Here is a 15,278-nt window from a genome sequence, read left to right on the forward strand (position 1 = left end):
CTCATGTTTAAAAAGCTCCGTGGTATTTTTTCAAACGATCTATCGATCGACTTGGGTACAGCCAACACCCTTATTTATGTTAAAGACGAAGGCATTGTCCTTAATGAACCATCAGTAGTTGCGATCCGTCAAGAACGCGCTGGTGGACCTAAAAGTGTAGCCTCAGTAGGGACTGAAGCAAAGCAAATGCTTGGTCGAACGCCTGGTAATATCAAAGCCATTCGGCCAATGAAAGACGGTGTAATTGCTGATTTTTATGTAACTGAAAAAATGTTACAACACTTTATTAAACAAGTGCATAACAATAACTTTTTACGTCCAAGTCCGCGTGTGCTTATTTGCGTACCGTGCGGTGCTACGCAAGTAGAAAAACGCGCAATTCGTGAATCGGCTATGGGCGCAGGTGCGCGTGAAGTTTATTTAATTGAAGAGCCAATGGCTGCGGCAATCGGTGCAGGTTTACCGGTATCAGAAGCAACAGGTTCAATGGTTGTAGATATCGGCGGTGGTACCACTGAGGTTGCAATTATTTCACTAAACGGCGTGGTGTACTCATCATCTGTTCGTATTGGTGGGGATAAGTTTGATGAAGCAATTATCAACTATGTACGTCGTAATTTTGGTAGTTTAATTGGTGAAGCAACGGCTGAAAACATTAAACATCAAATTGGTTCTGCGTTTAAAACAGATGAGCCAATTGAGATTGAAGTACGTGGCCGTAACCTTGCCGAAGGTGTTCCGCGTTCATTTACGCTTAATTCACATGAAATATTAGAAGCCTTGCAAGAGCCATTAATGGGGATTGTTAGTGCGGTAATGGTTGCCCTTGAGCAATCGCCACCAGAGCTGGCGTCAGATATATCAGCCAAAGGCATGGTATTAACAGGTGGTGGTGCATTACTTAAAGATTTAGACCGTTTATTAATGGAAGAGACCGGCATTCCTGTTGTGGTTGCTGATGATCCATTAACGTGCGTTGCGCGTGGCGGCGGTAAGGCACTTGAGATGATTGATATGCATGGTGGTGATGTATTTAGTTACGACTAATGAAGTTAATGTTCGGGCGTGCCATTTCTTTGCAGCTGCGACTTTTTGTCGCAGTGCTTTTGAGTATCGTGTTGATCGTAGGCGATCGTTATACGCAAGGTGGCACCACAGTACGCACTAGTTTAAACACCTTAGTTAGTCCGTTATTGTATTTAGCCAATTTACCTTATGAAGTATTTAGCCTCGGGGCTAAAAGCTTACACACGCGCGATCAATTATTAACTGAAAACGAAGCCCTCAAGAAAAAACAATTACTGCAAAGCGAACAGCTTCAGCAATATCAATTCTTAAACAAAGAAAATCAAAAGCTACGCGCGTTACTTGGTTCTTCTGCTAAGCAGTCAAATCGTAAAATTATTGCTCAAGTTCTCTCTGTTCATTCAAATCCTTATAGCCATCAAGTGGTGATCAATCGTGGCACGATAGATGGCATCAGTGAAGGCCAAGCGGTGATTGATGAAATGGGGGTCGTCGGACAACTTACCAAAGTAGGCTCAACGACTTCTCGGGTGTTACTGATGACCGACACAACCCATGCCACACCAGTACGTATTTTACGTAATGATGTGCGTACCGTGGTTGAAGGGATTGGTAAAATTAATTTAGTTAAACTCTCTCATGTACCCCATAGTTTAGATGTACGAATTGGCGATGTGCTAGTGACATCAGGACTTGGAGGCACTTTTCCTGAGGGCTACCCGGTTGCTGTGGTAACTGAAATTAATCGCGATGAGGGCCGCCCGTTTGCTCAAGTATACGCCGAGCCGATAGCTCAGTTAGATCGTATTCGCTTATTAGTGATCTTATGGCGTAATCAGCAGGAAACTATCAGCAATGAATAGTCGTTACTTCTTATTGATCACCGTGAGTATTTTCTTTGCGTTGATCATGGCTTTGATGCCATTGCCTTTTTCGTTTGAACCCTTTCGCCCTGACTGGGTGTTATTAGTATTAATGTACTGGTCTTTAGCTGTTCCACATCGATTAAATATTGGTACGGCTTGGGTAGTTGGCTTGCTGATTGATTTAGCCACAGGGTCACCGCTGGGAATTAATTCACTCACTTACTCAATTTGTATTTTTGTAACCGCAAGTAACTTTCAAAAAATTCGTAATTTTTCAATTTGGCAGCAAGCGATACTCGTGGGCTTATTTTTAACCCTATATCACTTAATGCAATTTTGGCTTAATCACTTTTTAATGGACGTTTATTTCAACCCGCAGTATTTATGGCCAGTCGTGACTGGCATGTTAAGTTGGCCTTGGATTTTCTTATTGCTACGTAAATATCGCCGTCATTTCAGGATCAGATAATGCAAACCGCCATTTATCTAGCGTCAGCTTCTCCCCGGCGCAAAGAATTGCTCACTCAACTTGGTATCGAATTTTCACAATTTAGTGTCGATGCTGATGAAAGCCAGCTAGCAGACGAAACACCCCTTGAACTTGTTGAGCGTTTAGCGCGTCTAAAAGCCCAAACTGGTGTTGCTATGGGATACACAGATCGCCCAGTACTCGGCAGTGATACCGTGGTGGTCATAGATAATCAGTCACTTGGTAAACCCCGCGATAAAGCTGACTTTATGGCAACCCTAAAACGTTTATCTGGGCGCAGTCATCAAGTGTTAACGGCAATTGCATTTGCCACTGAACACAAGGTCATGAGTTGTGTAGTAACCACGCAAGTGAGTTTTAAAACACTCTCAGAACAAGAATTAGCAGCATATTGGCAAACTGGTGAACCACAAGACAAAGCCGGTGGCTATGGCATACAAGGACTCGGTGGGCGCTTTGTTACTAATATTTCCGGTAGCTATTTTGCGGTAGTAGGCTTACCTTTATATGAATGCGAAAAATTATTAAGCGAATTCCTAAGTAGGTAACATGAGTATAGAATTACTGATCAACGTCACCCCGAGTGAAAGCCGTGTTGCCCTGATTGAAAACGGTGTATTACAAGAAATTCAACTAGAACGTATTGGCAATTTAGGTATCGTCGGTAATATTTATTTAGGTAAAATAAGCCGAGTGTTACCGGGTATGCAAGCTGCGTTTGTTGATATTGGTTTAGATAAAGCAGCTTTTTTACACGCGTCTGATATTGTAAATAGCGCCTCTATTGTTGAAGGTGTTGACGAGCAACCAATCAAAAAAGTACAAGATATTCGCGAGTTAGTGCGCCAAGGTCAATACATTATGGTGCAAGTGGTAAAAGATCCACTGGGTACTAAAGGCGCACGTTTAACAACTGACATCACCATCCCTTCTCGTTATTTAGTGTTTATGCCAGATGCCACCCATGTTGGTGTGAGTCAGCGTATAGAAACCGAAGAAGAACGCGCGCGATTGAAAAGCATTGTAGGTGAGTATGGCGATGAAGACGGCAGCTTTATAGTTCGTACTGCAGCTGAAGGTGCCAGCGAAGCTGAGTTGCGTCACGATGCCGAGTTTTTAAAAAAACTATGGAAAAAAATCGTCACTAAACGTAAAAAAACCAGCAAAGAAAGTATTTTGCATGAAGATTTAACCTTAGCATTTCGAACTCTACGAGATTACGTAGGGGAAGATATGGAGCGTATTCGGGTTGACTCAAAGTTAACCTATGAAGAGCTAAAAAGCTTTACCGCAGAGTTTGTACCAATCCTTTCCGATGCTTTAGAGTATTACCCAGGCGAGCGACCAATTTTTGATTTGTTTGATGTTGAAAGTGAAATACAAAAAGCCTTACATCGTAAAGTGACGTTAAAGTCAGGTGGCTATTTAATTATCGACCAAACCGAAGCGATGACCACGGTCGATGTTAATACCGGTGCCTTTGTTGGCCATCGAAATCTCGAAGAAACTATTTTTAACACCAACGTAGAAGCTACTTCTGCGATTGCCCGTCAGCTTAGGTTGCGTAACTTGGGCGGTATTATCATTATTGACTTTATTGACATGGTTAGCGAAGAGCATAAGCGCAGGGTATTGCATTCACTTGAGTCTGCACTGGGTAAAGATCGCGTTAAATCAAATATTAATGGTTTATCGGCATTAGGCTTAGTGGAAATGACCCGCAAACGTACTCGAGAAAGTCTTGAACATATTTTATGTGATGTATGTCCGGCCTGCTCTGGGCGCGGTTCACAAAAAACCGTTGAAACCGTATGCTATGAAATACTGCGTGAAATTGTTCGAGTAAACCGTGCTTACGCGGCTGATAAATTTATGGTTTATGCAGCTCCCGCGGTAAGTGAGGCATTACTTAATGACGAGTATCATAATCTTGCAGAACTAGAGTTATTTATTGGTAAGCAAGTGAGCATTCAAACCGAAAGCCTCTACAGTCAAGAGCAGTTTGATGTGGTTATGATGTAATGAAAGCAAAGACGGTCTGTTTTTTTTGTATCCGTAAGTTATGGCAAGTGTTCGCCATAACGCTGGTACTGCTTGCCGTTGTTGTTTCGGTTTTAAAATATACCCTGCCGTATGCCAATGACTATAAAGGTGACCTTGAAAGTTACCTATATGATAAGTTTGCGGTTAATTTATCAATTGGGGCTATTTCTGCCAGCTGGCATGGCCAAGGCCCTTCTATTGTCTTGGAAGATATCACCTTTGAAGATAATAAAAGCTCACCCATCGCACTGACTATCGCTAAAGCTAGCCTTGAATTAAACGTCTGGGAAACCATCAAAACACGACAGTTAAAATCTAACTACTTTGTGATCAACGGTTTCCATGCTGATGTTGATATGCCGACTATGTTGCAGTCAAACAGCAGTGAGGTAACCTTTGAACAAAAAGAGCTGATTGAAGGCTTATTCTTAGGTAAAACCGGTCATTTTGCGGTTGAAAATAGTAGTCTTAATTTTATATTGGCAGATGGCAAAGAGCGTCGGGTGATGCTTGAAGACATCGTTTGGCAAAATCAATACGAACAACACTTAGCTAGTGGTACTTTAGCATTGCCCGGGATTTCAGTGGGTACATTTGATGCTCGCTTGGCATTAACCGGATCGACGCTAGAAACCATGCTGGGTGATATTTATGTGCAAGCAAATAATGTTGATGTGTCGAAATGGCTGGCTCAGTATATTAATACTAGTAAAGAGCAGCTCAATTCTGACATTAACTTAGAATCATGGTTGAGTATTGAAAAAGGCCTGATCAAAGATGTCACAGTTAAATGGTTGCCAAGCTTTATTAATTGGCAGCAAGATACAAAAAGTCATCAATTTAGTTTAAGTGAAGGGGGTTTTAGCCTTTACCCTTGGCAGCAAGGTTGGCGGTTAAAAAGTTCAGGGGTGCGGCTCTCAAACGATCAACAGCATTGGCCTGACTTTCAATTTGAAGCACAGCTGGATAACAAGCAACAACAAATTTGGTTGCAAGAACTCGATTTTGATTTGGTTACAAGGTTAGCCCAGTTAAGTGATTTTGCTGAATTAGAGCCGCTGTTAAGTCGTCAACCCAGTGGTCAAGTTAAGCGCGCTTATGTGCAATTTACATCAACACAGCAATGGCAATTATGGTTTGAAGCCCAGCAATTGGGCTGGCTTGCAGAGCAAGGTGTGCCCGGTGTGCAGGGCTTACTTGTCGATGGTTTGTTAAATCAAGATCGTGGTCGTATTAATCTGTTTGGCGAAAATAGCGAGTTACTTACCGCTGATACTTTTAGCCAGCCAATCAAATATAACCAACTGAATATGCAAATTGATTTAGCCAATAGTGAGCAAGGTTGGCAGATCAGCAGTGATAATATGTGGCTTGATAATGATGAGGTCACTGTTGCAGCCGAAATGAAGCTTAGCTTAGACGAACAGCCTCGGCTTGATTTATATGCAGAAGCATTTGCACCAGATGCCAGTGTTGCCAGCCATTATTTCCCACGCCCTGTGATGACTAAAAATTTAGTTGATTACTTAACTGGGGCTATTAAAGGTGGTGAACTTACGCAAACACAAGTGCTGTTTTCTGGGCCGTTAACGGGCTTTCCGTTTGCCGATAATTCAGGACAGTTTGAAGTATTAGCGCAGGTAGATAACGCCAATTATCAATTTGCCCCTGATTGGCCTGCAGTAACTCAAGCGAGTGCAAAATTACATTTTGAAAATCAGCGTATGGATATTTACTCTGAGCATGGGCGGCTTGTTAACTTAGCGATCGATGATGCCGTGCATGTCAGTATTGCAGATCTAATGAACGCAGATTTACTGAGCGTAAAAATTAATAAACGTGCTGAGATGGAAACATTACTGCCGTTTTTTAAAGCAACGCCAATTGCTGAGCCACTAGCAAATGTATTTGAGGTGATCCAAGGTAACGGCGCTGCCAGCGCTGATATTGAGCTACTTGTTGATTTAAATGAGTTAGATGTAACAGCTAAAGGCATGGTTAATTTAAAAGATCTGCCAGTGTATTTAGCACAACCTGGGCTTCAGCTTGAAGGTGTTACAGGTCAGCTCTATTTTAATGATGATCAGATCACTTTAGAAAATGCTAACGCAAGTTGGTTAGGAATGCCGCTGAAAGTTAACTTTAATGGTAAAAATATTGGCCCAAACTATCGTGCTGACGTTGATATAAAAGTACAGTTAAATGCTGATACGTTAATTTCTCATGGTCAAGACTTACTAAAAGGTTACTTGCATGGTGAAAGTGAAGTGGCTATTAATCTTGCTCTAAACTTTTTAACGGACGGCTTTGATTATCGCGCTAATGTCAGCTCACAACTCGAAGGGCTCAGTAGTGAGCTGCCCGCACCGTACACTAAAAGTACCGATCAAGTATGGCCGCTAACGGCTGTTATTCAAGGTGATAATATTTCTAATTTGATCACCGCTAATATTAATAACAACTTATATTTTAATGGCATCTTAGCGAATAACGTTGGCAAACTAACCAATGCACAGTTTATTTTAGGCGAGCATGATCTGGGTTTAAACCAGCAAGACTTAAGTGTTGCAATTGATTTAGAGCAAACAGATCTATTACCTTGGCTTGGCTTGATCCAGCAGATCATCACCATCAGTCAAATAGAATCAGCTGAGCAGAGCGTACTACCGCCATTAAAAGAAGTGGTGGGTAACATTCAGCAATTAACCATTGGTGATATTGCATTTAATGATTTTGAAATGCGTTTAGCGCCGACCCCAAGTGACATGAGCTTACGGCTAAACGCCAAAGAATTACGCTCGCAAGTACTTATTCCGCTAGATAAATCAAGTCGGCCGATTCATATTGCCAGTGATTATTTACGTGTTAACTTTACCCCAACAACAGACGAATTACCGCCATCTGAAACACCTCAAGATTACACTTGGTTGAGTGACATACCGGCCATTGAATTTGAGTGTGCTGATTGTAAAGTGGCAAGCTATCAATTAGATAAAGTCAGCGCATCGCTTTATGGCGATGGTCATAAGCTCACCATATCTGAGCTGGTGGTTGATAAAGGCGAGCATGTGTTACGTGCTAAAGGGCATTGGCAAGATGGCATAAGTCAATTTAGCGGTAATATGCAAAGTGATGACATCGGTGAACTATTTGATGAATTTGATATAACCACCACAGTTAAAGATTCACCCGCAGATATTAAATTTACGCTTGCGTGGCAAGATGCGCCTTATTTATTTGATATTGCCAGCCTCAACGGTAATTTAGATTGGCGTTTAGGCGAAGGGCATTTAGCTGAGGTAAGCGATGGCGGCGCACGGGTATTTTCGTTGCTGAGCCTGGATTCATTAGTGCGTAAGTTAAAACTCGATTTTAGAGATGTATTTTCGAAAGGTTTTTTTTATAACAGTCTGCAAGGTACCATGCAGGTAGATAAAGGCATCGCTTACACGCAAGATACGAAAATGGATGGAGTGCCTGCTGATCTGACGGTTAAAGGCCATACTAACCTCAATACCATGGAAATTGATTACGATTTAGCGGTTGCACCACAAGTGACCTCAAGTATTCCGGTGATTGTCGCGTGGATGGTCAATCCGGTAACTGGGCTTGCAGCATTGGCGATAGATAAAGTACTCCACTCTGCGCGCGTTATTTCTGAGATTAATTTTAAAGTGACTGGCAGCATGACTGATCCTGTAGTGAAAGAAGTAGATCGTAAAAGTCGTGAAGTGACTCTTCCGCAAGCTGCACAAAACCAACCTCAAGCCGCCGCCTCCAGTGAGTTAATACTCAAAGATGCCGCTGTTACAGTCACCCAATAAGGCCTTAAACGATGCAAGCTATGATAGTCGCTCTACAAATGTGCTCCGGGCTGTGTGCTGATGGCAACATGAATCAACTTAGGCAACAGTTAACCACGCTTCCTGCAACTCGGCCGTTACTGGTGTGTTTACCTGAAAGCTTCTTAGTGTTTGCTAATAGCGGTCATGAAACACTTGTTGTAGCAAAGCAAAGTGATGTTTATCAACAACAATTAAGTGAGTTATGTCGCCAACATGATATTTGGCTAGCTGCAGGTACTGTGCCGATTGCCACAGAGCATGACAAATATTTTGCAGCGTCTTTGCTGTTCAATGAGCAAGGTGAAGTGCTGGCCCAGTACAATAAAATGCATTTATTTGACGTTGATGTTGCTGATGGGACTGGTGCGTATCGCGAGTCTAACTTCACCGAAGCGGGCAGTGACATTGTGGTGGTCGATTCACCGTTTGGTAAAATAGGTCTTACAGTATGTTATGATCTACGCTTTAGTGGCTTATTTAGTGCTTTGCAACGAGCCGGGGCAGAGGTTATTTTAGTGCCTAGCGCATTTACTACCATAACAGGTGCAGCTCATTGGCAACCGTTATTAACGGCCAGAGCGATAGAGACGCAAAGTTATGTGATTGCTGCTGCGCAAGTAGGGCAACACGAAAATGGTCGCGCGACATACGGCCACAGTATTATTATTTCTCCTTGGGGCGACGTCCTCAGCGAGCTTGCAAATGGCATTGGGTTTATTGGTTGTCAGCCAGATCTAAACCGCTTACACGCCATTCGTCGAGATATGCCAGTGCAATCTCACCAACGATTTAGAGAGCATTTATTATGAACACGGTTGAACAGCATTTATTACACGACAGCCAGCTAAATCGAGAAGAACTCGAAAAAACGCTTGGTTTTATTCATCAGCATAAAGTTGATTACGCGGATCTTTACTTTCAATCTAGCCACCATGAATCATGGGTGCTTGAAGATGGCTTAGTAAAAGAAGGATCGTACAACGTTGAACGCGGCGTCGGCGTACGCGCAGTTAGTGGCGAAAAAACCGGTTTTTCGTACTCTGATGCAATTAATTTAGAAGCACTTAACAAAGCCGCAACCGCTGCGCGCAGTATTGCCGAAGCAGGTGAAAGTAAAGCCATTCAGGTATTTAGTGATGTAGCAGCAAAACAGCAGTTTGCACCACTGCAGCCGATTCAAAGCATGAGTGATACCGACAAAGTAAATTTATTACGTGAGCTTGAAAATTATATTCGTGAGCTTGCTCCTGACGCAGAGCAAGTTATTAGTTCTATGTCTGCGGTGTATGAAGAAGTATTGATTGCGGCCAGCGATGGTACATTTGCCACCGATATCCGCCCATTGATCCGTTTAAATTGCTCGGTATTACTTGAAAAAGACGGCCGCCGTGAACGCGGTGGCGCAGGTGGTGGCGCACGTTTAGATTATGGTTACTTTAAAGAACTGGTGGATGGTAAACCCCGTTGGATGGAATACGCAGAAGAAGCCGTACGCCAAGCAAAAGTAAACCTTGAAGCTATTGACGCTCCAGCGGGCACGATGGAAGTGGTACTTGGCGCAGGTTGGCCAGGAGTCTTACTGCATGAAGCCGTAGGTCATGGCCTAGAAGGCGACTTTAACCGTAAAGGAGCCTCGGCATTTAGCGGTAAAGTGGGCCAAAAAGTCGCATCAGAGCTGTGTACTGTAGTTGATGACGGCACCATTGCCGATCGCCGTGGTTCACTTAATGTGGATGACGAAGGTACGCCTGCAGCGTACAACGTACTTATCGAAAACGGTATTTTAAAAGGCTACATGCAAGATAAAATGAATGCGCGTTTGATGGGCGTTAACCCAACTGGTAATGCGCGCCGTGAGTCATACGCGCATTTACCTATGCCGCGTATGACCAATACTTATATGTTAGGCGGCGAGCACAGCCAAGCCGATATTATTAGCACAGTTAAAAAAGGTATCTTCGCCCCAAACTTTGGTGGCGGCCAAGTAGATATCACTTCAGGCAAGTTTGTATTTAGTGCCTCAGAAGCCTACTTAATTGAAAACGGCAAAATTACTCGGCCAATCAAAGGCGCCACATTAATTGGTAACGGCCCTGAAGTTATGCAGCAAATATCTATGGTTGGTAACGATCTTGCGCTGGATAAAGGTGTGGGTGTGTGCGGTAAAGACGGTCAAAGCGTCCCTGTTGGCGTTGGCCAGCCAAGCTTGAAAATAGATAACTTAACAGTGGGTGGCACCGCTTAATTTTTGTAACTGCTATTGAGCTGTAAAGAAAAAAGCTTAGCCCCTGATGGAGCTAAGCTTTTTCTTTATTGATTGATAACTAAGTGCTTAAACTTAGTTTTTTAACTCACTTTTTGCAGCTTCGTTATACCAAAGCTCCATAAAAAAAGCGGTTAGCTTATGCTCTATTTCTAGCGCCTTGTCAGTTGGGCAAAATAGCGTAAAGCTGGCTTTAAACTCGCCCAACTCTGTGGTACTAAAGTGTATTTCAGGCTCAGGGCCAGAAATTTTTGCATCTAATTTTCTTTCGATAATCGAATTATAACGACCAGCTACATCTTGAAACTCTTCACAATATTGCTTCGCTTTCGTGGTTAGAGTTTCGTAAATTGGATACGGATTAAAACTTTCTTTACGCACAATACTAAAGTGATGAGTGGTAAAACGTTTTACAAAGTTTAAGTTTTTAATCGGGTTAGTGATCAGTTTATTATTCGGAATATAAATAGTTTTGCGAGAAAACTGATAGGTGTGCATGTCAATTTCATGCATGGTGGTTTTGATCCAATCAGTTTCTGCTATTTCACCATAATATTCACCAACCTGCACCCAGTCGCCAACCCGAAACGGACGGGTAGTGACTAAATAGAAAAAGCCAATTATACATTGAATAAACTCTCTGGTCGCAAATACAATAGCCACTGCAAATGCCGCGATCGACAGCGCAAAATTCTGGATTTCAGTAGACCATACAAATAGCAGTAATAGCACCGTTGCTAGGTTAATAGAGTGCTTAATATTGTGCGAAATATAGCGAATATCTTTTTCTTTTTTTTCTGCTTTATGGCGCGCAAATCTGTCAACCAGCGCCTTAAGAGTAAACGCAATAGTGATCATTGCTAGTGAAATAAGTACCGGATGGAGCAGTAAATCTTTGTTCATAAATTCCTAATTGATGGAGCGTTAATAAAAAATAACACGCGACCATACTAACTAAATTTTGCAGATTTAACCACGGTAGAACAGTAATAAAGGGGCTAGGGCGATCAATTGAGAAGGGATACAGCGATAAAAAAAACCTTGCAGCGTTAACTGCAAGTTTTTATCTTTTTGAGCCTTGAGCCTTGAGCCTTGAGCCTTGAGCCTTGAGCCTTGAGCCTTGAGCCTTGAGCCTTGAGCCTTGAGCCTTGAGCCTTGAGCCTTGAGCCTTGAGCCTTTAGCTAGCGCATAGTAACAAACTCTTCTGAGCCAGTTGGGTGCAGTGCAACAACGGCATCAAAATCTGCTTTGGTTGCGCCCATTTTCATAGCTACTGCAAAGCCTTGGATCATTTCATCAACAGCAAAACCTAAGCCGTGTAAGCCTACAACTTTCTCGTCAGGGCCTGCGCACACTAGCATCATGTTACATGCTTGGCGATGCTGAGTAACCGCAGTGTACATAGCAGCAAAGCTTGATTTATACACTTTTACGTTCTCGTTGCCGTACTGCGAAATTGCTTCTTGCTCAGTTAAACCAATGGTACCAATTGGCGGGTGGCTAAATACCACGGTAGGAACTAAGCTGTAATCCATTTTTAAATCATCTGGCAGGTCTTTATTGAACAAACGCTCTGATAAAGTACGGCCTGCTTTTACTGCAACAGGGGTAAGCTCTATACCGCCTTCGATGATATCACCCACAGCATAAACATTTTTAGCCGTGGTATTTTGGTACTCGTCTACCTTAACGTAACCGCCTTCGTTTACTTCAACACCCGCTGCGACTAGGTTAATCTTATCAGTCGTCGGTGTACGGCCAATGGCCCAAATGACTTGATCAACATTTTGACTGTAGCCATTTTCAAAGTGGATAGTTAAGCTGCCATCGCTTTCTTTAACTACTTCTTTTGGTGAGCATTCGGTATGCAGCGTCGGGCCTTCTTTGGCCATAATATCAACAAGGGTGTCGATGATGTATGGGTCAAAGGTGCGCAATGGTTTATTTTTACGAACAAATAAATGGGTTTCTGTACCTAGGCTATGTAGTACACCGGCAATCTCTACCGCGATATAACCGGCACCAACAACTGCAACGCGTTTTGGTTGTTCATTCAGCTCAAAAAAGCCATTTGAATCGATGCCGTGTTCAGCACCTGGGATATTTGGAATGCTAGGGCGACCGCCTACGGCCACTAAAATATGATCGGCGGTGTAGTGCTCGCCGTCTACTTCGATTGTTTTACTGTCAACAAATTTAGCGAAGCCTTTAATAACTGTTACGCCGTTTTTAGCAAGGCCATTATCGTAACCTTTATGAATGCGGCCAATATAGGCTTCACGGCTTTCTACTAGTTTACTCCAGTTGAATTCTTTTACTTCAACATTAAAGCCGTAATCAGGGGCGTATAAGTTAATTGCTTCAGCAACTTGAGCGCCATGCCACATTACTTTTTTTGGTACACAACCTACATTTACACAGGTTCCACCCATATGTTTTGCTTCAATTAGTGCCACTTTCGCGCCACGCATTGCTGCACGGTTAGCTGACGCTATCCCGCCGCTGCCGCCGCCAATCGCAATGTAATCAAAATGCTGAGCCATCTTTAGTCCTCAAGTTTATATAAAACGTATTTCTCTGATAATAACACATGGCAGACCCGTTAAAAGCCCCTTGTATTTCGAGACGTACGCCCCAACTTAAAAATCATATTCGAAACGATTTGAGAGCTAACATGAGCGATTTACAAAATAACCCACTAATAGGCCTTGAAGGCTTACCACCGTTTTCAAAAATTAAGCCAGAGCATGTTGTGCCGGCGCTAAAAGCGGGTATTAGCGAATGCCGCGCTAAAATAGACGAAGTGCTGGCTAATAAATCATTCACTTGGCAGGACTTAGTGTTACCTCTTGAAGAAGTTGACGATAAATTATCGCGAATGTTTTCTCCGGTATCGCATATGAACTCCGTAGTTAATAGCGATGAATTACGTGAAGCGTACGAACAATGTTTACCACTTATCTCAGAGTATTCAACCTTTGTTGGTCAACACCAAGGGTTGTATGAAGCCTACAACGCACTGCACAACAGCGATGAGTTTAAAACGTTAAGTACGGCTGAACAAAAAACTATTACTAATGCATTGCGTAGCTTTGAATTATCGGGCATCGCCTTGGCGCCTGAGCAGCAAAAGCGCTACGGCGAGATCAGCGCACGTTTATCAGAACTTGCGGCTAAATTTGGCAATAACGTGATGGATGCCACATTGGCTTGGCAAAAGCACATTACTGATGAAAGCGAACTCGCAGGTTTACCTGAGTCGGCGTTAGCGTTAGCGGCAGATACAGCAGCAAGCAAAGAATTGGACGGCTGGGTATTTACCCTTGATTTCCCGTCTTACTTACCGATCATGACTTATGCTGATAACCGTGAATTACGCGAAGAGACGTATACGGCATTTGCAACACGCGCATCTGATCAAGGCCCACACGCTGGTCAGTTTGATAACTCTGAGATCATGAGTGAAGAACTCGCGCTGCGTCATGAAATTGCGCAACTATTAGGTTTTGCCAGTTATGCTGAAAAATCATTAGCCACTAAAATGGCTGAAACGCCAGAGCAAGTATTCTCATTTTTAGAAGACTTAGCCGCTAAATCTAAACCACAAGCTGAGCAAGAGCTCGCTGAGCTGCAAGCTTACGCCAAAGAAAAACATGGCATTGAGCAACTCGCTGCGTGGGATTATGGTTATTACGGTGAAAAGCTTAAGCAAGAGAAATACGCAATATCAGACGAAGTACTGCGCCCGTATTTCCCCGCAGATAAAGTACTAAGCGGCTTGTTTGAAACAGTAAATCGTTTATTTGGTATTAGTGTTAAAGAGTTAAAAGACATTGATAGTTACCATAAAGATGTACGCTTTTTTGAAATTTACGACAGTAGCAATACCCTGCGTGGCCGTTTTTATCTTGATTTATACGCGCGTGATCACAAACGCGGTGGCGCGTGGATGGATGACTGCATGGGTCGCAAAGTACGCGCCAATGGCGAGTTACAAACGCCTGTAGCGTATTTAGTGTGTAACTTTAATAAAGCGGTAGGCGATAAGCCTGCACTGTTTACTCATAATGAAGTCACCACTTTATTCCATGAGTTTGGCCATGGTATTCACCATATGCTAACCCAAGTTGATGCCGCGCCAGTTGCGGGTATTAATGGTGTTGCATGGGATGCCGTTGAGCTGCCAAGTCAGTTTTTAGAAAACTGGTGTTATGAAGAAGAAGCACTTAACTTTATTTCAGGTCACTATGAAACGGGCGAGTCATTGCCTAAAGAGTTATTGGATAAACTACTAGCAGCTAAAAACTATAACTCAGGCATGCAAATGCTGCGTCAAATCGAGTTCTCGTTATTTGATTTTAGAATTCACAACGATTATCAAGCGGGTGAAGAATGCCAAATTCAAGCGCGTTTAGATGAAGTACGTAGCCATACATCAGTTGTTAAAGCACCAGAGTTTAACCGTTTTCAACATGGTTTTAGCCATATCTTTGCTGGTGGTTATAGCGCAGGTTATTATTCGTATAAATGGGCCGAAGTGCTCTCAGCTGATGCGTTTTCCAAATTTGAAGAAGAAGGTATTTTTAACCCAGAAACTGGGCAAGCCTTTATGCAGCATATTTTAGAAAAAGGCGGCAGTGAAGAGCCAATGGAGTTGTTTAAAAACTTCCGTGGTCGTGAGCCAAGTGTCGATGCACTATTGCGCCACAGTGGTATTGCAGCTTAAGCACTACGTATATTTAATC

General features: G+C 42.8%; 11 protein-coding genes. 9 read left to right on the forward strand and 2 right to left on the reverse strand.

Annotated features, from left to right (window positions below; all coding sequences use genetic code 11):
* The first annotated feature begins 3 nt into the window (after positions 1–3).
* From PVK79_RS03435 to tldD, 8 genes are read left to right on the forward strand one after another with little or no spacing between them, the layout of a single operon-like run.
* Positions 4–1,047, forward strand: a complete 1,044-nt coding sequence (locus tag PVK79_RS03435) for a rod shape-determining protein (RefSeq protein WP_145238587.1) — start codon at positions 4–6, stop codon at positions 1,045–1,047.
* Entirely contained in the window at positions 1,047–1,889 is an 843-nt protein-coding gene (mreC, locus tag PVK79_RS03440; RefSeq protein WP_182717725.1) for a rod shape-determining protein MreC, read from the forward strand. Before PVK79_RS03435 ends, mreC begins: the two co-directional genes overlap by 1 nt.
* Entirely contained in the window at positions 1,882–2,361 is a 480-nt protein-coding gene (gene mreD, locus PVK79_RS03445; RefSeq protein ID WP_145238590.1) for a rod shape-determining protein MreD, read from the forward strand. Before mreC ends, mreD begins: the two co-directional genes overlap by 8 nt.
* Positions 2,361–2,930 carry a Maf family protein gene (locus PVK79_RS03450; protein ID WP_149982650.1) on the forward strand — a complete coding sequence of 190 codons (570 nt, stop codon included), beginning with the start codon at positions 2,361–2,363 and terminating at the stop codon, positions 2,928–2,930. Before mreD ends, PVK79_RS03450 begins: the two co-directional genes overlap by 1 nt.
* A gap of 1 nt (position 2,931) precedes the next feature.
* The gene (gene rng / locus PVK79_RS03455) at positions 2,932–4,404 is read left to right on the forward strand and encodes a ribonuclease G (RefSeq protein ID WP_149982651.1); all 1,473 of its coding nucleotides are present in this window, start codon (positions 2,932–2,934) and stop codon (positions 4,402–4,404) included.
* Entirely contained in the window at positions 4,404–8,249 is a 3,846-nt protein-coding gene (locus PVK79_RS03460; protein ID WP_257325309.1) for a YhdP family protein, read from the forward strand. The genes rng and PVK79_RS03460 overlap by 1 nt, the downstream gene beginning before the upstream one ends.
* Positions 8,250–8,269: 20 nt before the next feature.
* Entirely contained in the window at positions 8,270–9,079 is an 810-nt protein-coding gene (locus PVK79_RS03465; protein WP_182759987.1) for a carbon-nitrogen hydrolase family protein, read from the forward strand.
* A complete protein-coding gene (tldD, locus tag PVK79_RS03470) occupies positions 9,076–10,515 on the forward strand; it encodes a metalloprotease TldD (RefSeq protein WP_149982653.1) in 1,440 nt (479 codons plus the stop codon). Before PVK79_RS03465 ends, tldD begins: the two co-directional genes overlap by 4 nt.
* A 93-nt stretch (positions 10,516–10,608) precedes the next feature.
* Here the strand turns inward: tldD and PVK79_RS03475 are convergent, their stop codons facing one another.
* Together PVK79_RS03475 and gorA are read right to left on the reverse strand one after the other, a co-directional pair.
* Positions 10,609–11,436 (reverse strand): mechanosensitive ion channel family protein, encoded by an 828-nt coding sequence (locus PVK79_RS03475; RefSeq protein WP_149982654.1) that lies wholly within the window; start codon positions 11,434–11,436, stop codon positions 10,609–10,611.
* Positions 11,437–11,714: 278 nt separating this feature from the next.
* The gene (gorA, locus tag PVK79_RS03480) at positions 11,715–13,076 is read right to left on the reverse strand and encodes a glutathione-disulfide reductase (protein WP_149982657.1); all 1,362 of its coding nucleotides are present in this window, start codon (positions 13,074–13,076) and stop codon (positions 11,715–11,717) included.
* A 131-nt stretch (positions 13,077–13,207) separates the two neighbouring features.
* On the opposite strand from gorA, the gene prlC reads away from it, so the two are divergent.
* On the forward strand, positions 13,208–15,259 hold the full coding sequence (gene prlC / locus PVK79_RS03485) for an oligopeptidase A (RefSeq protein ID WP_145238693.1): 2,052 nt from the start codon (positions 13,208–13,210) through the stop codon (positions 15,257–15,259).
* The last annotated feature ends 19 nt before the right edge of the window (positions 15,260–15,278 follow it).

Source organism: Pseudoalteromonas rhizosphaerae, assembly GCF_028885455.1.
Classification (GTDB): Bacteria; Pseudomonadota; Gammaproteobacteria; order Enterobacterales; family Alteromonadaceae; genus Pseudoalteromonas; species Pseudoalteromonas rhizosphaerae.